The 22568-nt window shown below is 30.0% G+C and carries 23 protein-coding genes, 1 pseudogene and 1 other annotated feature; of the genes and pseudogenes, 19 read left to right on the top strand and 5 right to left on the bottom strand.

Annotated elements, in window-relative coordinates:
- Positions 1-151 precede the first annotated feature (151 nt).
- The 3 genes from KEC48_RS10245 (at position 152) to KEC48_RS10235 (ending at position 1554) form a co-directional block, all read left to right on the top strand.
- Positions 152-496 (top strand): PadR family transcriptional regulator, encoded by a 345-nt coding sequence (locus tag KEC48_RS10245; RefSeq protein WP_205090606.1) that lies wholly within the window; start codon positions 152-154, stop codon positions 494-496.
- Entirely contained in the window at positions 489-863 is a 375-nt protein-coding gene (locus KEC48_RS10240; RefSeq protein WP_205090605.1) for a DUF6120 family protein, read from the top strand. The genes KEC48_RS10245 and KEC48_RS10240 overlap by 8 nt, the downstream gene beginning before the upstream one ends.
- A gap of 214 nt (positions 864-1077) precedes the next feature.
- Positions 1078-1554 carry a hypothetical protein gene (locus tag KEC48_RS10235; protein WP_205090604.1) on the top strand — a complete coding sequence of 159 codons (477 nt, stop codon included), beginning with the start codon at positions 1078-1080 and terminating at the stop codon, positions 1552-1554.
- Between the two features lie 120 nt (positions 1555-1674).
- On the opposite strand, the gene KEC48_RS10230 is transcribed toward KEC48_RS10235, so the two are convergent.
- On the bottom strand, positions 1675-2331 hold the full coding sequence (locus tag KEC48_RS10230; protein WP_205090602.1) for a helix-turn-helix transcriptional regulator: 657 nt from the start codon (positions 2329-2331) through the stop codon (positions 1675-1677).
- A gap of 177 nt (positions 2332-2508) precedes the next feature.
- On the opposite strand from KEC48_RS10230, the gene KEC48_RS10225 reads away from it, so the two are divergent.
- The 5 genes from KEC48_RS10225 (at position 2509) to KEC48_RS10205 (ending at position 6562) form a co-directional block, all read left to right on the top strand.
- Positions 2509-2724 carry a hypothetical protein gene (locus tag KEC48_RS10225; RefSeq protein ID WP_205090600.1) on the top strand — a complete coding sequence of 72 codons (216 nt, stop codon included), beginning with the start codon at positions 2509-2511 and terminating at the stop codon, positions 2722-2724.
- A gap of 126 nt (positions 2725-2850) precedes the next feature.
- The gene (locus KEC48_RS10220) at positions 2851-3819 is read left to right on the top strand and encodes an AAA family ATPase (RefSeq protein WP_211962151.1); all 969 of its coding nucleotides are present in this window, start codon (positions 2851-2853) and stop codon (positions 3817-3819) included.
- A gap of 195 nt (positions 3820-4014) precedes the next feature.
- Positions 4015-5259 (top strand): MobV family relaxase, encoded by a 1245-nt coding sequence (gene mobV, locus KEC48_RS10215; protein ID WP_283092187.1) that lies wholly within the window; start codon positions 4015-4017, stop codon positions 5257-5259.
- A 14-nt stretch (positions 5260-5273) separates the two neighbouring features.
- On the top strand, positions 5274-5558 hold the full coding sequence (locus tag KEC48_RS10210) for a helix-turn-helix domain-containing protein (RefSeq protein WP_211962149.1): 285 nt from the start codon (positions 5274-5276) through the stop codon (positions 5556-5558).
- Positions 5558-6562 carry a site-specific integrase gene (locus tag KEC48_RS10205; protein ID WP_211962148.1) on the top strand — a complete coding sequence of 335 codons (1005 nt, stop codon included), beginning with the start codon at positions 5558-5560 and terminating at the stop codon, positions 6560-6562. The genes KEC48_RS10210 and KEC48_RS10205 overlap by 1 nt, the downstream gene beginning before the upstream one ends.
- Before the next feature lie 645 nt (positions 6563-7207).
- Here KEC48_RS10205 and KEC48_RS16220 read toward each other — a convergent pair.
- Positions 7208-7540, bottom strand: a complete 333-nt coding sequence (locus KEC48_RS16220; RefSeq protein WP_249191397.1) for a hypothetical protein — start codon at positions 7538-7540, stop codon at positions 7208-7210.
- Here KEC48_RS16220 and KEC48_RS10200 point away from each other — a divergent pair.
- The 3 genes from KEC48_RS10200 to KEC48_RS16350 all read left to right on the top strand — a co-directional run bounded on the left by KEC48_RS10200 (position 7427) and on the right by KEC48_RS16350 (position 9111).
- Complete coding sequence (locus KEC48_RS10200) at positions 7427-8452, top strand: transposase (protein ID WP_249191435.1); 1026 nt, start codon at positions 7427-7429, stop codon at positions 8450-8452. The genes KEC48_RS16220 and KEC48_RS10200 overlap by 114 nt on opposite strands.
- A gap of 204 nt (positions 8453-8656) precedes the next feature.
- Entirely contained in the window at positions 8657-8893 is a 237-nt protein-coding gene (locus KEC48_RS10190; protein ID WP_087358087.1) for a hypothetical protein, read from the top strand.
- Positions 8894-8988: 95 nt separating this feature from the next.
- On the top strand, positions 8989-9111 hold the full coding sequence (locus KEC48_RS16350) for a hypothetical protein (protein ID WP_283092186.1): 123 nt from the start codon (positions 8989-8991) through the stop codon (positions 9109-9111).
- Positions 9112-9165: 54 nt separating this feature from the next.
- Here KEC48_RS16350 and KEC48_RS10185 read toward each other — a convergent pair whose 3' ends face one another.
- The 3 genes from KEC48_RS10185 to lysS all read right to left on the bottom strand — a co-directional run bounded on the left by KEC48_RS10185 (position 9166) and on the right by lysS (position 13501).
- Positions 9166-9984: a DNA adenine methylase gene (locus KEC48_RS10185; protein WP_087258004.1), complete on the bottom strand. Its 819-nt coding sequence runs from the start codon at positions 9982-9984 to the stop codon at positions 9166-9168.
- A 21-nt stretch (positions 9985-10005) separates the two neighbouring features.
- On the bottom strand, positions 10006-11682 hold the full coding sequence (locus KEC48_RS10180) for an AAA family ATPase (RefSeq protein WP_211962145.1): 1677 nt from the start codon (positions 11680-11682) through the stop codon (positions 10006-10008).
- 328 nt (positions 11683-12010) lie between these two features.
- Entirely contained in the window at positions 12011-13501 is a 1491-nt protein-coding gene (gene lysS, locus KEC48_RS10175; protein WP_211962144.1) for a lysine--tRNA ligase, read from the bottom strand.
- Between the two features lie 34 nt (positions 13502-13535).
- Positions 13536-13768: a binding site (T-box leader), on the bottom strand.
- A gap of 113 nt (positions 13769-13881) precedes the next feature.
- On the opposite strand from lysS, the gene KEC48_RS10170 reads away from it, so the two are divergent.
- From KEC48_RS10170 to KEC48_RS10135, 8 genes and pseudogenes are all read left to right on the top strand, one after another.
- Positions 13882-14394 carry a methylated-DNA--[protein]-cysteine S-methyltransferase gene (locus tag KEC48_RS10170; RefSeq protein WP_087357165.1) on the top strand — a complete coding sequence of 171 codons (513 nt, stop codon included), beginning with the start codon at positions 13882-13884 and terminating at the stop codon, positions 14392-14394.
- 123 nt (positions 14395-14517) lie between these two features.
- Positions 14518-17592 (top strand): ABC transporter ATP-binding protein/permease, encoded by a 3075-nt coding sequence (locus tag KEC48_RS10165; protein WP_211962143.1) that lies wholly within the window; start codon positions 14518-14520, stop codon positions 17590-17592.
- A gap of 122 nt (positions 17593-17714) precedes the next feature.
- Positions 17715-18521: an HAD family hydrolase gene (locus KEC48_RS10160; protein WP_211962142.1), complete on the top strand. Its 807-nt coding sequence runs from the start codon at positions 17715-17717 to the stop codon at positions 18519-18521.
- Positions 18522-19460 (top strand): AEC family transporter, encoded by a 939-nt coding sequence (locus KEC48_RS10155; RefSeq protein ID WP_211962141.1) that lies wholly within the window; start codon positions 18522-18524, stop codon positions 19458-19460.
- A gap of 16 nt (positions 19461-19476) precedes the next feature.
- Positions 19477-20019, top strand: coding sequence for an NUDIX domain-containing protein (locus tag KEC48_RS10150; protein WP_211962140.1), 543 nt, complete (start codon positions 19477-19479; stop codon positions 20017-20019).
- Positions 20016-20750 carry an HAD-IIB family hydrolase gene (locus KEC48_RS10145; protein WP_205089632.1) on the top strand — a complete coding sequence of 245 codons (735 nt, stop codon included), beginning with the start codon at positions 20016-20018 and terminating at the stop codon, positions 20748-20750. The genes KEC48_RS10150 and KEC48_RS10145 overlap by 4 nt, the downstream gene beginning before the upstream one ends.
- A 1-nt stretch (position 20751) precedes the next feature.
- A pseudogene (locus KEC48_RS10140) lies at positions 20752-21103 on the top strand (VOC family protein).
- 91 nt (positions 21104-21194) lie between these two features.
- On the top strand, positions 21195-22520 hold the full coding sequence (locus KEC48_RS10135) for a putative ABC transporter permease (protein WP_211962139.1): 1326 nt from the start codon (positions 21195-21197) through the stop codon (positions 22518-22520).
- Positions 22521-22568: the final 48 nt, after the last annotated feature.

Raw genomic sequence — 22568 nt, 5'->3', positions numbered from 1 at the left:
GTATTACTACTCTCCGTTTTCTCTTTAATTTAATTATAATAATAAATATTATAATCGTCAACTATTATTTATATATTATAGGTATTGAATATTATATTATTTATATTTATAATTTTTATAAAAGGGGGTTGTAAGGAGATGAGTTGAAGATATGCCTAAAAGTGCTAATAGTTTTTTTAAAGTTGAAATGTTATTATTGAAAATACTTAATGAGCAAGAATGCTATGGATATCAGATAAGCCAAATATTAAAACAATTATCGTGTGATAAGATATGCTTGGCTGAAGGTACATTATATCCTATCTTATATAAACTGGTAGATGCTGGATATGTTAATGATAAAAAAGAGTTGGTTGGGAAAAGAAGAACACGAGTATATTATTCTATAACTGATGAAGGAAAAGAGTATTTGGGAAAAATATATAGTGAGTATCAAGATATGAGTTTATGTATTGATTCTATTATGAAATGGAAGGGAGATGATGATAATGAATAAAGACATGAAACAATATATAAAAAATTGTAGAGAGGTTTTTCCTTTTTTTGGAAAAAAGGAAAAACAGTTTTTTTCAAGACTAAAGCAAGGAGTTTTAACATATTGTGATTCAACAGATTTGACAAGTTATGAAGATATTGAAAAAGAATTTGGAACACCTAAAGATATTATAGAATCATACATTAGATCATGCGAGAATGAGTATGTATTAAAAAAAATGCAGGTAGCTGCATTTTTAAAAAAGACACTTATATTTTTTCTGATACTTATAACACTTATTTCTATATTTGAATTATATAGTATTTATGAAATAATGAATCAAAAAATTATAAAGGAGGAGGAAATTGTCGAGATTTATGATAAGTAAGTTTTATATATGCATGATATAATTTTAAATTTTATCTATATCAGCTATATTGAGTTGGTCTATAATATGATAAGAGTATAATCATTATACTGCATAGTTGCCTTTTAAACGAATATATAATTGGTTATAAGTAGTGGAAGAATTAAATTGAAAATTAAATTTAATAAATTAGTTTACAAAGAAAATTAATTTTATAGTAATATGGAGTGAAAATATGAGAAAAATACTTGTTTTTTGTTTGTTTATTTCATTGATTTTAGGATTTAGTCGCACAAATATTTATGCTTTAGAAAATGATGTACATAATACGCAGGTATATATAGAAGAAAAGTTTGAGGATGGTAGTTACATTGAAGTTATTACTGAACAATTTGCTAATTTGGAAAGAAGTTCTACAATATCAGGAGCTAAAACAAAGAATTATAAAGATACAAATGGAAAAATTATTTGGTCATTAAAAGTAATAGGAAAATTTACATATACAGGAAAATCGGCAACTTGTACTAGTTCTACTATAGATACAACATGTAATGCATCCAATTGGAAACTTAGCAATAAGAAAGCAACAAAGTCCGGAGCTACAGCAAATGCTTCGGTAACTGCGAAAGAATATACTTTTTTAGGAATATGCGCCAAAACTGTTAATTCATCAGTGACATTGACTTGTTCTGCAAATGGAAATCTATCATAAAAAAGTTAGATATGCATCTTGAAAAAAATATCTTGTGTATTGAAAAATATTGATCAATCAAATTATACTGTCATCATATAGATGTGTGATGACAGTTTTTTGTCCTATAAGCTAAAAAATTTATTTAAATACTTTTTCTTTTACAACATTTGTTTTTTGATCATACAAGAAAATTATAATGTCTATCTTAAAAAATTTAGTTGGTAATCTTTTGATGGCATTATAAACTTGGACATCTTTTTCTTTGTCGGCAGCAAATACCAACCAAATTTGCTTAATTGATGGTAAATCTTCAAGTTCAGCTATTTCTAATAATCTATTAGTTATAAATGCTTGTACTTGTTGTTCATCTATCTGTAAGTCTTTATAACCAGCTAATGCATTAGGAATATCTACTACCCCTTTTACTAAAGTTCCACTCCTTGATGAAACCAATGCTGATAAAATTCTTTTTCCAACATATGGTGATTTATAAATTGGACCTATTTGAATATTCCAACCTTCTATATACATTGATGACAAAAAGTATTGAAGAAAAATAGGTGTATTAATTGGGTATATTGTTTCATCGTAAAATAATATATCTCTTATAATATTTCTTGGTTGTGTGTCTAAATAAACAGATAGTATTTCTAATAATTTATTACTAGGCATTTTAGTAAATCCACCTTCAATTTTTTTTATTGTTGGTACTGATATATTTAACTCATGAGCCAACTCTTTTTGGGTTAGATTTTTACTTTCTCTTAATACTTTAAAATATTGTTGAAATGACATTTTTTCACCGCCTTTATAGATTATATTATATGATATTTCTTTTTAAAAGAAAACAAAAAAGTATAATAAAATATATTTTTGTGTTGAAATATATATACCAATATGATATTCTAATTGTAGGTATAAAAAAATAATATAAAAAATAAATATTTTTATACCTAAAGGAGGTGAAGTAAAGTGATATTAAAGACTAAATTTATTACTTATCAAGAATTAGCAGATGCTCTTGGGTGTAGCTATCAACAAGTTGCCCAAGTACATTCTAAAAGAATTATCAATGCATTTCATATTGATAAGAAAAGATTACCTAAAGCAGGTACATTACCTTTGGATTTGGTTGAAAAATATTTTGATCAGTCCATTGAAATTGAATCAAACAAAAAGACTATCTAGTCCATCGCCAAACTTTCTAGATAGTCATACCCGAAAAGAGACATGTTTTTATAATGCTCTTTCAAAGAGAATTATATCAGACAATGTGTCTCCTTTCAAACCAAATTTTAAGAAAGGAGTTTTTATATGCCGATAACTCAAAAAGAATTATTGGAAAAAGAATTTAAATCTGAAGGAGTTAATCTGTTCGGTGGGTTACTTAGACCGGGTTTATATGTTTTAGCTGGATCAAGCAAAGTAGGGAAATCAATGATTGCTACAACAATGGCAAATTGTGTAGCACAAGGGAATGATTTTCTTGGTAGACCTATGCCTAAAGGTAAAGTTATTTATTTTGATAATGATAATTATGATTTTGAAACAAAGAGTAGAATTATTTCATTAAATCTTTCAGAGACGAATGAGGTATTGTATGAATTTAATGATTCAAAATCAATATATGATATTAATGAAAGATTGAGTCAAATATCAGATATTGAAAAATACAAACTCATTATTATTGATTCTTATGTTGGACTAGATGAGGTTATTTCTTCTAATGATAGTTATTATGAAGTTTATCCAATTTTAAAGGAACTAAGAGATATTGTTGTGAAGAAAAGTCTTATATGTATTCTTATTCATCATACAAAGAAAAATAAAGAAAGAATAGATCAAGATAATCTCATAGGTTCAAAGGCACTTTCAGGAGCAACTACAGGTACATTATTGCTTTCTGTAAGAAATGAATTTGATACACATGGGGAATTGAAACTGATACTAAGAAACAATAAATCTATCATTAAAATTAAAAAGGATGAAAAGAATATTAACTGGGTATTAGATACTGATGAACAGACTGTAACGGAAGAAATACCTAAAAATATTCTTCAGTTGATTAACGCAGTAGTTGGTCTAGAAAAACATGAACTTATTGGAACTTGTCAAGAAATTGTTCAAAAGTCTAAAATGGAACTCAATCCAAATTATCTTACAAAATATCTGAAACAAAATAAACGATATTTAGATGAAAATCATATTACATTTACTAATGATAGAACTGGTCAAAAAAGAACAATTAAGATTATTTATCATAAAGATGAAAATGAAAAATGACAGTATGACAGATGAAATCGGTACGAAAACAACTGTCATTCTGTCACAGAACAAGAACATTGAAAATAAAATATGAAGCCTATCGGCAATCTTTAAAAAGAAAGACCAAAACATTGGTCTAGCAAGTTATACCAAAATGCCAAAGCCTTTTGGAAACTTGCCCTGCCGGGGGGCTTTTGGAAAGGATGAAATCATATGGCTCATGCCCAAAAAATGAAAAAGCAAGGTGTCATTGGATTGGTTATCCATTGTGAAAGACGAGAGGGCTGTGAACTGTCTAATCAGGATATAGATAAAAGTAGAACCCATCTTAATTATAATCTAGCATGTGATATTCAACCAATGAAACCTGAACAGTTTTTAAAGAAAAGAATAAGTGAAGTCAAACATCTCAAGAGAGATGATATTATTTATATGGTGGATTGGATTGTGACACTTCCTAAAGATGTACCTCAAGAAGATCAAGAGAAATTCTTTGAATTGACATTCCAATTTCTTACCCAAAAATATAATCAAAAGAACGTTGTCAGTGCTTGGGTGCACAATGATGAAGCAACACCACATATACACTTTTCATTTATACCAGTTATTGAAATAGATGGAGTTGAAAGATTGAAATGCAAGGATATTCTCACAAAGAAAGAACTCAAGCGATTTCATCCAGATTTAGGGGCGTTTCTTGAACAAGCCTTAGGTTATATGCCTTCCATTCAAAATAACGCTACAATCAACGGAAATCGCACAATAAAAGAGTTGAAACAACAAGAAGATTTAAGCTTTAAAAAGAGTTTAGAAAACATTTATAAGCATAATGAAGCAACTCAAAACATTATTGATGAATCTAATCAAATCAATTACAATCCATCCGGACTGTTGGAAAAGACAAGAACACTTAAAAAATGCAATCAAGTTATTGATGGGCTTAAACATAGCCTAAATCAATATCAAAAAGAAGTATTAGGTTTAACACATCTTGTCACGATTCAAAAAGAAGAACTAGACATGTATAGATCCATGCCTTTAGCGAAACAACTTAAACAAAAGGAAGAAATTATCAACAATCTTTATCAATCTATTGATTCACTAGAAAATCAAATTCATGATTATGAAAATGATAATCAAATATTAAGAGATAATAATCATCATTTAGATAATAAAGTAACAAAATTAAAAAATGAGCTATCAATATTCCAAACATTTATTTCATGGTTAGGTTTAGATAAAGTATTCCAAAAATTTAAAAAAATGCTTATTCATAACGATTATGAAATGAATATAAAATCTTTTAAAGATATTGGAATAACCGTCTTACAGAAAGTATCTAAGAAAGTTGAAAGTATCGCAAACAGAATTATGTTCTTAGAAAGTCAAAATCGACCTACAAATGAAAACATAAAACAAGATAGTGATAGTCATACAATGAAAAATATAATGCGTTAGGAGTGATATATAATATGGAAGATTTAAAAATGTTAACAAGAGAAGAAGTAGCAGAATTTCTACATGTTCATGTGAATACTGTATCAATGTTACGAGAAGTAGGGATAATAGATGGTATTAAGACAGGTAAAAACTATATGTTTCCTCAAAAAATTATTCGTGCTTTCCAAGATGACTATATTGGTTTAGATGTCAGTAATAAAAGTAAAGCTATTATAAGTAAACAGACTGTTGAAAAACGTAAACAAGATGACATCAATAGAAAGAATTATCACAATGCTGTTGTAGGAGCAATGTGATGGCTCAAAAAAAGGAAAGTAATGGAACATGGTCATTTTATGGAAAACTACCGAAAGATGAAAATGGAAAAAGAAAGAATTATAAACGTAGGGGATTTAAAAGTAAAAAAGCAGCAAAATTAGCGGAAGCAGAATTTTTGAAACAATATAATAATATTTTACCAACTCGTATAAAATTAAATGATTTGATTGAGGAGTATCATAAAGATGCTCCCAATCATATCAAACAATCAACTATCAAAGCTTATAAGAGATTTGAGAAAAATATCATATCACCTAGTTTTGGTAATCGTTATATTGATGATATTACAACATTAGAAATTACACGTTGGATTAATGCTATTTCACAAAGTGGATATGATGGGAGAATTTATGGCGAATCATCTACACGTAATATTTTACTGCACCTGTCAGGTTTATTCACATATGCTGTTGATCATGACTGGTTACAAAAGAATCCATGTCATAAAGTTAAACCACCTAAAGATCCAAATAAGATTATAAAAAGACAATCTAGTGAAGAAAATTTTTGGGAAATAGATGAATATCACAAATTTATTAATAGCGTTGAAGATGAATATAAAAGGGATATTTATGAATTTATGTTTCTTACTGGTTTACGTATTGGTGAATTCTGTGCTTTACAATGGAAAGATGTCGATCTTATTAATAATAAACTAAGAATATCTAAATCATTAAGTGCGATTACATCACAAATAACATCACCTAAAACTTCACATTCAAATAGAATTATTCAATTACCAAATAGACTGGTAGAAAAATTAAAAAGGCGATATATTATTGTTTCTCAACAAGAGGGATTTAATGATGATTATTATTTATATAAAGATCAAACTTACATCTCTATAGCTACACTTAGAAGATGGTTTAATGAAGATATAAAAAAATCTGGGCTAAAAAAAATAACAGTACATGGACTAAGACATTCTCATGCAAGTTATTTAGATAGTCTAAGAAGTCACGGGGTTTCCCAAAACGAATAAGTTTTACGGGAAATCTCTTTTTTTGTTTTCTCTTATGCTGGTTTAAAATCACGGGAAATTCTATAATGGTATTATCAGGATATATCTTCTGAAATCTATAGAAAGAAAAAAAGATGAAACCCTCCCGACCAAAGTTGAGTCTCATCTTGTCCTAACGACAATATGATAATATTAAAAACCAGCAGAAAAATCAATACCATTAATCAAAAAAATTATTCCAATGTTATCTTTTCACTGGATTTGTCTCTTCTGTCATGTCCAAAATGCTCTCATAGAGGCTTGTCTGTTCATGGCTACTATAAAAGAAACTTCAAGGACAGCTCCATCAACATCCAGAGAGTCATATGCCCTCATTGCGGCAAAACTCATGCGCTGCTTCTTTTTCCCATGATTCCTTTCCTATCTGCCGTCTCCTTCGATGATATTGTTTCCATTCTTTCTGATTCAACAGATCATCTTATTATCGAACTGTCTCACATATACTATTTCATCGTTAAGCTTGGCAACTGCCCAATAGATGAACTGCTCATCTATAAGAAATTTTCCAGAAAACTGTATTTCTCTTTTCAAACCACATGACCTTTATGTCTTTCTGCTTCCATTTCCTCTATCATGAAGATGTAGAAAAAGAAAGGACGGGATGTTTTATGAAATTACAGATTCTATTGGCTTTGGATGGTGATGACGATGTGTGATAATACCACGACCATGTCCAGCTGCATCATTTCCCAGAATGATTTCCTTGTTTTCTTCAATATCGAGGACAAGGATATCGAAACATTCGATATCCATCATCAAAAGGATGGTATCTATATTGATGTGACACTGAAGAAGAAGCCCCACCAGTGTCCTGTCTGCCTCAACATGACAGACAGAGTCAAGGACTATAGTGTCAAGCATATCAACCATTCCATACTGACAAACAAGAAATGCATCATCAATTACAGAGCTCGCAGATATAGATGTCCAAAATGCCATAAGACATTTATGGAGTCCAATCCCTTTACCGTTGCTGGCTCAAGAATCTCTCTGGCGACTGTATATAATATCCTGGAGGATTTGAGAAAGCCAAACATGACATTCAGGGATGTGGCCGAACGATACCACATATCCCAGACAACAGCTGCACATGTATTTGACTCATTTGTCTCCATATCAAGAAGACCTCTGCCTGAGTATCTGCTGATAGATGAGGTCTATGCATTCAAGTCTGCTCACAGTAAGTACGTATGCGTTCTTGTCGACTTCGAAACACAAAATATAGTCGATGTCCTTCCGTCAAGAAGAAAGCAGACACTCATGGATTATTTCTTCTCCATTCCTCTTGAGGAAAGGAAGAATGTCAAAATTGTTTCCTTTGACATGTGGGAAACATACAGAATCGTATCGAAAATCATGTTTCCAAATGCAATATGTGCAACCGACCATTTTCATGTGAAGCAGGAATTTGGAAGAAAAATTGACAGAGTGAGAATCGATGTCATGAATAAGTATTATTCCAGAAAAAAATATCTTGAGAAGAAAAAAGAAAAAACCAAGACTGAAAAGCTTGAGTTAAAGGAAGCATCCAAGCATTATTATGCATTAAAGAAATTCAACTGGATGCTCTTCTCCAATGACAATAGAATATTCGACCCTAACGAAAAGAAGATATACAATCATACCCTTGAGGGGTATTACAACTATTATGATATCCTTGAGTTCATGGTCAGACATGACCCTGTACTGGATCTAGCCTATGATCTTAAATATGAGCTGGATGAATTTTACAGCAGATCCAATGAAAAAAAACGCATTGAAGAACATAGAAGAGCTGATCATATCCTTCAGGAATTCCCAGATCAAGGAAATGATGGATTTTGGGAATACACTGGTCAAATGGAAATATGAGATTGTGAATTCATTTGTGCCGGCAAATGGAAGACGCATATCAAACGGCCTGATTGAAAACAGAAACAAATCCATCAAGCTGCTGAAACACAGTTCAAACGGATACCTCAACTGGCATCGTTTCAAGACAAGAATCATGTACAGTCTCAATAAAGACTCAACATATCACCTGTATCCAATCAAAAACAAGGGGGATTTTACAGAATGATGACAAGAAAAAAGATTTATACACTGATTGTGGACAATCATGATGTAAGCATTATCAGCAGACAACGTCTGCTGGAAGACATACTATACAGACTCAATATGATATACGAATATGCAGATGAACTGGATGACTTGACTCAGGAAATCAATCTGAAGTTAGATAAACTGATAGAAAAAGCAGAAAAAAAGAACCATGACCCATCATCAGATCATGATTCTCCTATACAGTTTTAAAATTGTGGGAAGAACAGCCTTCCCACAATTTCTTATAATCCAAAACCCCACAACCCCGTGTTATTTTAGATTACCGTTATTTATTATCAAATCCTGTGATTTCTGAATTATTAATTGCTGATAGATTAGGGCATAGTGTAGAAATGTTACGAAGTACGTATGCACATATTTATGAAAAAAGTCGTAAGAACTTAATTGAATATATTGATAAATTATAATACTAAAAAGCATATCAAATAGTAAAAAATTACATTTAATATGCTTTTCTTTTGTTAAAAATCAACAATTAAATTATCTCTATAAAACATTATTTCATTTCCTATTTTCTTGTTTTGAACAGTATATGATAATTCATATTCTTTTCCTCTACAAAATGAATACATTTCTATTATTTCATCCACGCAATCATATGTTAATACCCACGGAACTGAAAGTTTTTTAATTCTTCTAGATATTTTCTTATGTTCTTTAGGAGTAAATGAATTCTCATATAACTCTGCACCTTTATTGTAATATGGCGGATCTATAAATAAAAATGAATCAGGCTTAAATCTTCTTTTTAAGAAAATCATAGCATCTTGATTGTAAATCTTTATTTTTTCACGGTTTTCATATATTTTTTCTATCCTATCAATTAAATTATTCTTATTAAATCGACAATCTATTAAATATTTGGACTTTTGTTGTTGTCCCCCTATTGGACCGCCTTTAATTATTCCAGATCTATTAGTCCTATTTAAATAAAAAGTGGCAAAACCCAATTTTAATAAATCAGTTTTTTCATTGATGTATATTTCTTTTTGTTTTTCACGCTCATTTAATGAAACTTCTACATTTTTAATCATCTCGATAAACTCTGGAGCATAATTTAAAATAGAATACCAAAATGCATATATAGCTAAATCATAATCATTTAAAATTATTTTTTTTACTTTACCTTTAAAAAGTAAATTTAAAGCTAAGTTTGCTCCTCCTGCAAAAGGTTCAATATAAGTACAGCCAATCAAATTATTTTCTTTAAGTATTTTGACAGTTTGATTGTACATTTTTCCTTTGCCCCCAGGATATCGCAATGGAGAAAAATTAGCCATAGGTAGCCCTCCTTTTTTTATTTATTCAATAGGTAAGTTTAAGTTATCATAATTAAATTTATCGGCTAGATAATTATAACTATCAATAAATTTATCAATAAATTCATTTGCACTCTCTTTATTATGTTCAAGCCAAAACTTAAATAAAATATTAACATCTTTTACTATATCTTCAACATACTTAAACCATTGCTTATATTCTAATGATTTATATTCATTCAGAGGAAAATCTCTAAAACATGTATCATAATCCATCTGTATTTCATTTAATTCATTTTCAAACTGAGAATAGACTGTTGGATCTTTTAACAAATTAAACATACCTTTTTCGACATCATCAGGTAAAAGAATAATATTTTTACTTTGATCTATTGTTTCTTTTTGAGCGGGACTAGCCTTCTTTGATACATCATGATCTAATATAATCACGCTATTCATGAACTCTGGTATTTTTTTTGAATATAATTGAAGATAATTAGTAAACCCTAAATTGACATCAAAAATATTCAAATAATTATTAATATTAACTTTTAAGTAGTTTTTTAATAAAAATTCTAAAAAGCTTTTTGCTCTTTCATCTTCAATATAAACATGTAAATCCTGACTAATTAATGTTGGCTCTAAATTAATGTCATTCAAAATCCTTTTTAGTTCTTTTACACTTCTTATATTTTCACATTTCACTTTTCTTACAATAGCTCCTTCAAGATTTTTTTCATAAATTGGTTTTAAATATACAATCTCACTATTGTAATTATAGTTAGGAATATTAGTGTTTATTCCATTTCGCTGTGCATTTTTTTTCTCTTGTTTTTGCAAAAGACCAACTTTTTCAAGAATCAGAGGGGAATGCGTTGTAAATACTATTTGAATTTTAAACTTTTTAGCACTTTGATAAAGATACTCAATTAACTTAATTTGAGAATAACCATATAAAGTTGCGTCTAATTCATCAATTAACAACATCCCACCTTTATAGTTAGTACCAAATTGTTCTTTTAATCTCTTAAACGACAGCACTGCTAAAATGATTTTACCTATATTACTTTCGCCAGCAGAATTTGTAAAGACATCATGAACATCATCATTTACACCAACAAAAATTTTTTTAGCATCTGCTTTTTCCATTACAGCATTTGCGTTACTTTGTGATTGAATTGATAAAATATTTCTATAATTTTTAATAAAATAATCATTTTCTTCTACAGACAATTTGATATCTATAGATTTAGTTTTCCCTGTTTCTCCTATTGGAAACAATCTTGAAAGACTTAAAAAATATACAGGAAGTTGTACATATCCTGATCCTTTCGATTTACTTTCTGCATTCCAAAATCTAATTGCGTTTGGATTTGTTTTTAACGGTCTAGGAATGCTTTTTAACTCCAATCTATTATTAACATAATAATTTTTATTATAAAAATTTAATGTCCAATTATGCATTCCGGGCACATCAAATATTTGTGATAACTTAAATTTATCTTTAAATTGTGATCTAAAATTATAACCATCTATAGTTTGGCATCCATATAATGGATGATCTTTTTGAGATATAGTAAATGGTTGTCCAATCATCCCCAACAAAGTTGTTTTTTGTGTTGCATTTCTCCCGGCAAGTGCAGTTATATATTTACCCATTTTAAATGATTGATTATCAAATGATCTAAACTTATTAATTTCAACACTTTTTATTATCACTTTACTTATCTCCTATTCATACAAAATATAATTATATTATACATTTCACCAAACAAAATGTCATTAACAATTTATAATATTAAAACAACTAAATTAGTAACGTAAATTAGTAAAATCATTATTGAAATTTATAATATATATCAGTATTCCTTTAATATGTATGCCACTTGTATGCCAGTATCATAAATCTTGCTATGAGAGTTAAATAAAAAAGCATAACAATAAATTCAATATCATTTCGTTTATAGAGATGATTATTGTTTAAGTTATGCTTTTTATTTTTATTATTTATTGAGTTAAAACAATTCAAATTATCTTGATTTTATCACTATTTATTACGAGGTTTCATCTGAGGGAACAAGATAACTTCTTGGATAGATTCTTGACCAGTTAATAACATAACAAGTCTATCAATACCCATTCCCATACCACCTGTTGGTGGTAATCCGTATTCCAATGCTTCTACATAATCTAAATCCATCTCGTTGGCTTCATCATTACCAAGTTCTTTTTCTTTTAACTGATTAGCAAATCTTTCATATTGATCATCAGGATCATTTAATTCGTTGAATGCATTAGCGTATTCATTACCACAGATAAATAATTCAAATCTTTGTGTAAAACGAGGGTCTTCTGGATTCTTTCTAGCAAGTGGAGAAATTTCTACAGGATGACCATAAACAAATGTTGGTTCAACAATTGTTTCTTCCACATATTTTTCAAAGAATTCATTAATGATATGACCATATTCATAGTGTGGCTGTAATTCAATACCATGTTCCTTAGCTAATTGTTTTGCATCTTCAAAAGTCATATCTCCTGCAAAATCAATACCTGTTTTTTCTTTAATAGCATCTGTCATAGAAATACGTTTAAATCCCGGTGCCAAAGAAAGTTGATGTCCTTTATATTCAATATCATATGTACCACAAACTTCTTTTGCAGCATTTGAGATAATTCCTTCAGTTAAATCCATCATACCTTCCAAATCACTAAATGCTTTATAAACTTCAATAGTTGTAAATTCTGGATTATGTGTTCTATCCATACCTTCATTTCTAAATAAACGACCAATTTCATAAACGGCATCCATTCCACCAACAATTAATCTTTTTAAAGATAATTCCGTTGCAATTCTTAAATAATAATTAATATCTAAAGTATTGTGATGTGTGATAAATGGACGAGCAGAAGCACCACCTAAGATAGGGTTTAATACAGGTGTTTCTACTTCGGTATAACCAAGATTATCAAGATAATGTTGAATAGAACGAATAATCTTTGGTCTTGTAAAAGCAATCTTTCTAGCTTCTTCATTCATAATTAAATCAACATATCTTCTTCTATATCTTTCTTCAATATCACTTAAACCATGATATTTTTCTGGTAAAGGACGTAATGCTTTTGTTAAGTGAATATACTCAGAAGCCTTAACAGATAATTCTCCCGTATTTGTGACAAAAACAGTTCCAATAATACCTACAATATCCCCAATATCACTTTTAATTAAAACTTCATAATTTTCTTCACCAATAACATCTTTTCTAACATAAATCTGAATTTGTCCTTCTTTATCTTGAATATGCATAAAGCATACTTTACCTTTACGACGTTTTGTCATAATTCTTCCAGCAACTTTGACTTCAATAGCTGCTTCTTCTAATTCTTCATGTGTCTTTCCTGCATATTTTTCTTTAATATCTTTTGAAAAAGCAGTGACATCAAATCTTTGTCCAAAAGGATCAATACCTCTTTCTCTTAAAAAATCAAGTTTTTCACGTCTAACTAATTCTTGTTCACTAAATTGTCTTTCTTCCATATTTATCTCCTTCCTAATAAAAAAACTCCCATCCACAAGGGACGAGAGATTACCGTGTTACCACCCTATTTTATTTATGTATCACTACATAAACCTTATCAACTCCTATCAGAGTCTAGCCTGTAACGTGGCACACGTTATTTTATCACTTACGATCCAAAATACAGCTCCTAGTCTTTTTTCATTGTTATTATTATCATCCATTTCCACCCACAGGACTCTCTAGTCATACATCATAACAATTACTCCTCTATTCATCGCCTTTTTTCTATACGCATGTATTATATAAATAAACATATTTAATGTCAAGAGATATTCATTTTTAAGAACAGTGTTTGTTGTGGATGAAAGAAAATGTTAGAATATAAAGGGGTGAAAGCATGTATAATCAGACATATTATCAATCTCCATTAGGGAGGTTATTGCTAGTGAGTTATGAAGATTGTTTAGTAGGTTTGTGGATAGAAGGGCAAAAATATTATATGGGAAAAATAAAAGAAAGACCTGTATCAAAGGAAACAGTTATTTTAAGAGAAACAAAAAAGTGGCTAGATGAATATTTTGATGGTTGCAATCCTTCTATTAGTAGATTAAAAATAGCACCAGAAGGCACAGAGTTTCAAAAAAGAGTCTGGCGAATATTGTGTGATATACCTTATGGACAAACAACAACATATAAAGCTATTGCTCAAACAATAGCCAAACAAATGAATAAATCGTCAATGTCTGCTCAAGCAGTAGGTAGTGCTGTTGGACATAATCCTATCTCTATTATTATTCCGTGTCATAGAGTCGTTGGAACGAATGGGAGTTTGACAGGATATGCTGGGGGACTTGAAAGAAAAAGAATGTTACTTGCATTAGAAAATATCAATTTGGATTCAATGAAATAAAAATCTATTTCCCGGGAAATATGTCGAAGATAATATAAAATGATAAATATATGAAAATGTTCATTTTTAATTCAAATTAAAGAGATTTAATAGTAGATATTCATAAATAAAGGGGATAGAAGAATGTTACAGATAAAAAATATACACAAGCGGTATAAAACAGGTGACTTAATTCAAAAAGCACTGGATGGTGTGAGTTTGAATTTAAGAGATAATGAATTTGTTGCAATATTAGGACCAAGTGGAAGTGGAAAGACAACGCTTTTGAATATTATTGGTGGGTTAGATCGTTATGATCAAGGTGATTTGATTATTAATGGAATATCTACAAAAAAATATAAAGATAGAGATTGGGATTCATATCGTAATCATACGATTGGGTTTGTATTTCAAAGCTATAATTTGATTCCCCATCAGACAGTTCTATCTAATGTTGAGTTAGCTTTAACAATATCTGGTATTTCTAAGGCGGAGCGACGTGAACGTGCCAAAAAAGCATTAGAGCAGGTGGGACTAGGAAATCAGGGACATAAAAAGCCAAATCAGATGTCTGGAGGACAAATGCAACGTGTCGCTATTGCAAGGGCATTAGTGAATGATCCAGATATTTTACTTGCTGATGAACCAACAGGAGCATTGGATAGTGATACAAGTGTTCAAGTTATGGAGCTTTTAAAAGAAGTCGCAAAAGATCGTCTGGTTGTTATGGTAACACATAACCCAGAGTTGGCTCAAGATTATGCAACACGTATTGTAGAATTGAAAGATGGAACGATTCGTAGTGATTCTCATCCATATCATGTAAGTGAAAATAAACTGGACAAACCAGAACATAAAAACATGGGTAAATCTTCAATGTCATTTTTAACAGCGTTATCTTTGAGTTTTAATAACTTGCGTACTAAAAAGGCTAGAACGATTTTAACATCTTTTGCGGGATCGATTGGTATTATTGGTATTGCTTTGATATTATCGCTTTCTAATGGCGTGAATCAATATATACAATCTATTGAAGAAGAAACGTTATCAGAATATCCTCTACAAATTCAAAGTACAGGTTTTGATATGACATCCATGATGGTGGATGTTCAAGATAATCAAAATGAAGAAAAACAAGAGGGCGATATTCAAGTATTACAGATGATTACGAATATGTTTTCTAAGATTGGTGCCAATGATTTGGCTTCTTTAAAACAATATTTAGATGAATCCAATACAAATATAAAACAATATACAAATGCTGTGGAATATACTTATAATGTATCACCACAAATTTATAATACAGATACAAAAGAAATACGACAAGTACATCCAGACCAATCTTTTCAATCTTTAGGTTTAGGGTCATCCAGCAGTGGAAACAGTATGATGTCAACAATGATGAGTACCGATGTTTTCTTTGAGATGCCTAGCGATAAGAGTCTATATGAAGATCAATATGATGTCAAAGCTGGGCGCTGGCCACAAAATTATAATGAATGTGTCCTTGTTTTAACAAAGAGTGGTAAAATTAATGATTTGATGTCTTATACATTAGGACTAAGGGATTTTGATGAATTAGATAAAATGGTAGAACAGTTTGCAAAAGAAGAAGATGTTGATGAAATAGAAAATAATCAGTCTTATTCTTATGAAGATGTCTTAAATAAAGAATTTAAACTTGTTAATGCGAGTGATTATTATCAGTATGATGAAAAATATGATCTTTATAAAGATAAAAGAGAAGATCATGATTATATGGAAAAATTAATTCAAAATGGAGAAACAATAAAGATTGTTGGTGTTGTTCAACCTTCTGAAAGTGCCTCAGCAACGATGTTGAAAACGGGAATTGGGTATCCTTATACATTAACAACACATATCATTGAACAGGCACAATCAAGTGATATAGTCAAAAAACAATTAGAAAATAAAGAAATAGATGTTTTAACTGGAAAACGTTTTGATGAAAAAGAAAATAAAGATTTTGATATGAATTCTTTATTTACAATTGATACACAAAAATTAAAAAGTGCTTTTACAATTGATGAAAGTCAATTAACAAAAGGTATGGGAAATCTAGATTTAAGTCAAATAAAATTAGATACATCTGCTTTACCTGCGATTGATATGAATAGTATTTTATCACAGTTAGATGTACAATTTTCAAGAGAACAGATTGAAACATTAAGCCAAGCTATTACAACAGATTTTCAAAAATATATGACAGAAAATAATTTGCTTGATCCAACTCAGGTGCAAACTTATTTTATGAATTATATAGCAACAAACCGTGCTCAAACATTACTTCAACAACAAATGATTCAGCTTTTACAAGAAAGTGGTTTAACAGATCAGTTTGCAACACTACTGCAAACGCAAATGCAATCTATAATTAGTCAATATACAACTCAAATGTCAAAATCTATTCAAGACCAGATCAATGCACAAATGACAAAACAGATGGGTACTTTAGCTCAAAATATGCAATCAGCTATCCAAATCAATCCTGATGTTTTTGCTGAATCTATTCAAATGAACATGGATGAAGAAGAATTATCAGAATTAATGATGTCTTTAATGACAACAGAAACTTCAACATATGAAAATAATTTAAAACTTTTGGGGTATGCCAATTTTGATGAGCCAAGTGGAATTAATATTTATCCTAAAGATTTTGAAACAAAACAGAATGTGATTGATATTTTGGATAATTATAATGCCAAGATGGAAAAAACAGATGAAGATAAAGTTATTTCATATACTGACTATGTTGGAACATTGATGTCATCTGTAACAGATATTATTAATGTTATTAGTTATGTCTTAATAGCATTCGTAGCTATTTCATTGGTTGTATCTTCTATTATGATAGGGGTTATTACTTATATTAGTGTTTTGGAACGTCAAAAAGAAATAGGTATTTTACGTGCTATTGGAGCTTCGAAACGTAATATTTCACAAGTCTTTAATGCAGAAACATTTATTGTTGGTTTATTAGCAGGTGTTTTAGGAATTGTAATTACTTTATTATTGTTGATACCGGGTAATATGATTATTCATTCTATTGCTGGTAATGTTGATGTGAGTGCATCGTTACCAGTAGTTGGAGGAGTGATTCTCATTGTTTTAAGTGTTATTCTTACACTTATTGGTGGTATTATTCCTTCAAAGAAAGCAGCGAAAAGTGATCCAGTATCTGCTTTACGTAGTGAATAGGGATAAGATAAATTCTTATCTCTTTTTTATGCAATCATCAATAGGAAGCTTTCTTTCAATCTTAGAAAAAATAAAAGGATAAAATGATTTTCTTGTATAATGAACATCATAGGGGGAAGTTTATGAGGTCTAAGTTATTATTTTTTGATGTAGATGGAACATTGGTTGATGGCAATAGAGGTATTTTAGAAATACCTGAAGGTGTTATTCATGAATTGAAAAGGATTCAAAAACAAGGACATAAAATATTGATTTGTTCAGGTAGACCTAAAGCCATGATGAATCAACATTTCTTGAAAGTCGGTTTTGATGGTTATGTTCTTGCAAACGGGGGATATGTAGAAATTGACGGTCAATCTATCTTTGAGGGTTGTATGGATTATGATTTATGTATACAGACAGTACAGATGTTAGAGGATTTAAAATGTGATTATATGATTGAAACAGCAAATTCTATTTATATTGATCATAGTTTTCAAGAACTTTATCAATTTTTCTCTACGAGAGGTTTTAAAGATATGTTTAAACGTGATTTTGATAAAGATGAAGTTTTAAAAAGAACCATTAAAATTGAAGCTAATGTTACAAATAAAGATAAAGCACAAATAGAACAATATATTAAAGAAAGATTTAGTTGTGTTATCCATCATGATGAACATGGCAGTGAAAATGCTTTTGAGTTCTTTTCTCCAACTGTTTCAAAAGCTGTAGGTATTCAAAAAGTATTAGATTATTATCACATGAGTCGCCATGAAACTTATGCCTTTGGAGATGGAGTCAACGATTTAGAAATGTTTGAATATTGTGAAGTGGGTGTCGCAATGGGCAATGCAGTTGAATTATTAAAACAAAAAGCAGATTTGATTTGTCGTTCTATTGATGAACAAGGATTAGAACGTATATTAAAAATCTTGTTTCCAGAGGATTAAATGGAAAACTTAATTTTTAGTTTAAATGCAACTGTCCCTGTCTTTTTAATGATGGTTTTAGGAATGGTTTTAAAAAAGATAGGATGGATTCATGAAAGCTTTGCTTCACAACTTAACAGATTTGTCTTTCTTGTTCCTTTGCCTGTTTTATTATTTCAAGATATTGCGACAGTTGACTTTCATAAAGCATGGAATTTTCCGTTTGTTGCTTTTTGTTTTGTTGCCACTTTATTAAGTATTACGATTGCAGCTTTTATTTCTTGTACTTTGACTCAAAAATCCATAAGAGCTGAATTTGTTCAAGTCACATATCGTAGCAGTGCTGCATTATTAGGTGTTGCCTTAATCCAAAATATATATGGTCATTCTACAATGGGACCATTGATGATTATTGGGAGTGTTCCATTGTACAATATTTTTGCTGTGATTATTCTTTCATTTGGACAATCACAAAAATTAGATTTACAATTATTAAAAAAGACATGTCTAGGTATATTAACCAACCCTATTATTATTGGTATTATTGTAGGGGTTATCTGGTCTTTATGTCATTTATCAATGCCTGTGATTTTATCCAAGAGTGTGTCCTACATAGCCAATACAGCAACACCGTTAGGTTTAATCGCAATGGGAGCTTCATTTGAATTGAAAAAAGCCATCAGTCAAATAAAACCTGCTTGTATAGCTGCATTTTTTAAGCTTATTGGCTTTTGTGCTATTTTTCTACCATTGGCTATTCTTTTTGGATTTAGAAATGAAGAACTTGTAGCTATTTTAGTAATGTTAGGTTCAGCTTCCACTGTTACGTGCTTTGTGATGGCAAAAAATATGGGATATACAGGTGTATTAAGTAGTAATGTTGTGATGTTGACAACATTATTGAGTGGTTTTACATTGACGTTTTGGATTTGGGTATTAAGGATTTTAGCTTTTATTTAACGAAAGGAAAAGATACATGGAATATTTAGATATTGTTGATGAAAATGGACAACCAACTGGGCAGGTTGTTGAAAGAGAATATGCTCATCGTCATGGAATAAGACATCGTACAAGTCATGTCTGGTTATTAAGACAACGTGATGATGTAGAAATATTACTACAAAAAAGAAGTTTAAATAAAGATTCTTATCCTGGTTGTTATGATATTTCCAGTGCAGGACATATTATAGCAGGGAGTGACTTTGAAACTTCAGCGTTACGTGAATTAAAAGAAGAATTAGGTGTTGAGGCAACGATTGGTCAACTGCATTATATTGGTACAAGCTATAGTGACAGCTTCCATATTTTTCATAAACAGCCATTTCATAATGTCCAAGTATCACGTGTTTATGTTTTATGGTATGATGGTGAAATGACACTTCAAAAAGAAGAAATTGAAAGTGTAAAATGGCTATCTTTTGAAGAATGTCAGAGGGTTGTTTTTGAAAATTTAATACCGCATTGTATTAAAAAAGAAGAATTAGAAATGATTAAAAAATATTTGGAGGAGAAAGAATGAAAGCATTAGCCAGTGATTTTGATGGAACTTTATATTTTGAAAATGGTGTAAAAGAAGATGATCGAAAAGCTATTCTTGCTTTTCAAAAGCATCACTTATTTGGTTTGTGTACAGGAAGACCATTGATTGGGGTACAACATTATCTTGAAAACTGTATTCAACCAGATTTCTATATTGTCAGTAGTGGGGCTTGTATTTTAGATAAAGAAGGTCATGTTTTATATGAACAGACTTTATCAAAAGCTATCACAAAGACAATTTTTGAACAATATCATGAAAAAGCAGAAGTGTCTATTCAAGCTGATTTTCGTATTTATACATTAGTTCAAAATTCTCAAATTCCTTTAGCTCAAACATATGTTGAATCTATTGATTGTATTGGTGATGATCATATTTTTGGATTATCTATAAATGCTGTTAATGAAAAACAGGCAAAACAATGGACATATGATTTAAATGCAACATATAAAGAAATTATGGCTTTTCAAAATAAGGAATATATAGATATTGTCAAAAGAGGATGTTCTAAAGGTGAAGCTATTAAAAAGTTAAAATCATTACTTCATTTAGATTATGTCTATGGTATCGGTGATTCTTATAATGATATTCCTATGTTGGAGAGTGCTGATTGTTCATTTACTTTTTATGATTCACCAGAAATAGTGCAAAAAGAAGCAACACATCTTGTATCATCTATTTGTGAAGCTATTGAAAGAATAGAAAGGGAATAATATGTTTTGTCAATTAAGGTCTTTATATCTATGTGTAGAAGATATGCAACGTGCTGTTGCCTTTTATGAATCTTTTTTTACAACAAGATGTGACTGTTTATGATGATATTTATAGTGTTTTTGATATTCATGGGTTTCGTCTAGGCTTGTTTGCCTATCAAAAAGTGAATGAAAAGCATTCTTTTGGAAGTAATTGTTTACCAAGTTTTGAATTTGAATCATTAGAAACATTAAATAAACAAATGAAAGGAAAGCTTGTTCATTTTCCTATGACACAAATTAAAGAGAATTGGGTTGTTGAAATTGTGGATAGTGAAGGAAATATTATTGAATGTACAACACCTGTTAAGTAAAATCGGAAATCTTTCTGATTTTTTTCTTTTTTCTTCATGAATTATTCATAAATATTCATTATGATATATACATTATCAATGGAGGAAAATGATGGAAAGTTTTATTTATGATCAGTTAGGAATATTTTTTGTTTATTCTTTTATAGGATGGTTGATAGGAACTGTACTAGCGGCTTACCGTCGTCATCGATTTATTGATGTTGGTTTTTTATATGGACCTTATTGTCCTTCTTATGGGATTTGTGGTGTTTTATTTGCAGTCCTTTTACATGATTTAAAAGGACAGTGGTTCTTTCTCTTTTTAGGTGGAGCTATTATTGTTTTTATGGTGGTTTATTTAACCGGTTTTCTTTTACAACAAATCTTTCATCATAAATGGTGGGATTGTTCTCATAAAAAATTTCAATTTGGAAGTTATGTTCATATGCCTTATACAATTCTTTGGGGGTTTATGGCAGTTATCAGTATAGAGTTTATTGAACCATTACTATTAGGTGTTTTACATTGGATTCCTATGTCTATAAGAGAGATAATATTAATTATCTTACTCATTATTATGGGGATTGATTTATTGGGGACATTAACTGGTATTTTAAGTACACGTTCACGTGTGAAAAAAGGTATTGTGAAAGATGTGTCTGAAAATATGCAAAAAACAGCAGATCGTTTAGGTATGAAAATATCAGAGTGGACATTAAAACACTTTGTATCTGCTTATCCTCATTTGGATAAAAAGGAAATCTTAAATACACCTCGTCCAAAAAAGAATGTTATTTTTGCGAAAGGATGTTCTTTTTATAAACTTGTCTGGTTGTTTTTTATAGGTGCTTTTTTAGGAGATATTGTAGAAACGATTTTCTGTTATATGACAACAGGAACACTTATGAGTCGTAGCAGTGTTGTTTATGGACCATTTTCTATTGTTTGGGGTATTGGTTGTGCTGTTTTGACTTTACTTTTATATCAATATCGTGATAGAAGTGATCGCTTTATCTTTATGTTTGGTACTCTTGTTGGTGGGGCTTATGAATATGCCTGTAGTGTTTTTACTGAAATTGTTTTTGGAACTGTTTTTTGGGATTATAGTCATCTTCCTTTTAATTTAGGTGGTCGTATTAATTTATTGTTTTGTTTCTTTTGGGGAATTGTTGCTGTGGTATGGATTAAAATGATTTATCCAGTTCTTTCATCATGGATTGAAAAAATCACATATAAAAAAGGTGTTATTATGACATGGTGTTTTGTTGTTTTTATGACTTTTAATATCTTGATGTCGGGATTAGCTTTATCACGTTATTCCCAAAGACAAAATGGCTTAAAAGCCCAAAATAGTGTTGAAAGATATATTGATCAACAATTTCCAGATCAAAGAATGGAAATGATTTATCCTAATGCAAAGTTTCCAGTTAAACGTTAAAATATATACTTTTACTTTATTTTTAACTTTATCTTAAAACTGTCTATA

It is taken from the genome of Clostridium sp. C1 (assembly GCF_018223625.1).
GTDB lineage: Bacteria > Bacillota_I > Bacilli_A > Erysipelotrichales > Coprobacillaceae > Allocoprobacillus.
The sequence above is the reverse complement of the archived record's forward strand: the minus strand, read 5'-3'. Positions and strand labels throughout refer to the sequence as shown.

Excerpts from the sequence above, each read along its gene's own strand:
- KEC48_RS10145 (WP_205089632.1), top strand. The coding sequence starts at position 20,016 with ATGAAAGCATTAGCCAGTGATTTTGATGGAACTTTATATTTTGAAAAT.
- KEC48_RS10155 (WP_211962141.1), top strand. The coding sequence starts at position 18,522 with ATGGAAAACTTAATTTTTAGTTTAAATGCAACTGTCCCTGTCTTTTTA.
- KEC48_RS10245 (WP_205090606.1), top strand. The coding sequence starts at position 152 with ATGCCTAAAAGTGCTAATAGTTTTTTTAAAGTTGAAATGTTATTATTG.
- KEC48_RS10240 (WP_205090605.1), top strand. The coding sequence starts at position 489 with ATGAATAAAGACATGAAACAATATATAAAAAATTGTAGAGAGGTTTTT.
- KEC48_RS10230 (WP_205090602.1), bottom strand. The coding sequence starts at position 2,331 with ATGTCATTTCAACAATATTTTAAAGTATTAAGAGAAAGTAAAAATCTA.
- KEC48_RS10170 (WP_087357165.1), top strand. The coding sequence starts at position 13,882 with ATGTATAATCAGACATATTATCAATCTCCATTAGGGAGGTTATTGCTA.
- KEC48_RS10235 (WP_205090604.1), top strand. The coding sequence starts at position 1,078 with ATGAGAAAAATACTTGTTTTTTGTTTGTTTATTTCATTGATTTTAGGA.
- KEC48_RS10210 (WP_211962149.1), top strand. The coding sequence starts at position 5,274 with ATGGAAGATTTAAAAATGTTAACAAGAGAAGAAGTAGCAGAATTTCTA.
- KEC48_RS10190 (WP_087358087.1), top strand. The coding sequence starts at position 8,657 with ATGATGACAAGAAAAAAGATTTATACACTGATTGTGGACAATCATGAT.
- KEC48_RS10165 (WP_211962143.1), top strand. The coding sequence starts at position 14,518 with ATGTTACAGATAAAAAATATACACAAGCGGTATAAAACAGGTGACTTA.
- KEC48_RS10220 (WP_211962151.1), top strand. The coding sequence starts at position 2,851 with ATGCCGATAACTCAAAAAGAATTATTGGAAAAAGAATTTAAATCTGAA.
- KEC48_RS10185 (WP_087258004.1), bottom strand. The coding sequence starts at position 9,984 with ATGGCTAATTTTTCTCCATTGCGATATCCTGGGGGCAAAGGAAAAATG.
- KEC48_RS10200 (WP_249191435.1), top strand. The coding sequence starts at position 7,427 with ATGACAGACAGAGTCAAGGACTATAGTGTCAAGCATATCAACCATTCC.
- KEC48_RS10205 (WP_211962148.1), top strand. The coding sequence starts at position 5,558 with ATGGCTCAAAAAAAGGAAAGTAATGGAACATGGTCATTTTATGGAAAA.
- mobV (WP_283092187.1), top strand. The coding sequence starts at position 4,015 with ATGGCTCATGCCCAAAAAATGAAAAAGCAAGGTGTCATTGGATTGGTT.
- KEC48_RS10135 (WP_211962139.1), top strand. The coding sequence starts at position 21,195 with ATGGAAAGTTTTATTTATGATCAGTTAGGAATATTTTTTGTTTATTCT.
- KEC48_RS10150 (WP_211962140.1), top strand. The coding sequence starts at position 19,477 with ATGGAATATTTAGATATTGTTGATGAAAATGGACAACCAACTGGGCAG.
- KEC48_RS16220 (WP_249191397.1), bottom strand. The coding sequence starts at position 7,540 with ATGGCATTTTGGACATCTATATCTGCGAGCTCTGTAATTGATGATGCA.
- KEC48_RS10160 (WP_211962142.1), top strand. The coding sequence starts at position 17,715 with ATGAGGTCTAAGTTATTATTTTTTGATGTAGATGGAACATTGGTTGAT.
- lysS (WP_211962144.1), bottom strand. The coding sequence starts at position 13,501 with ATGGAAGAAAGACAATTTAGTGAACAAGAATTAGTTAGACGTGAAAAA.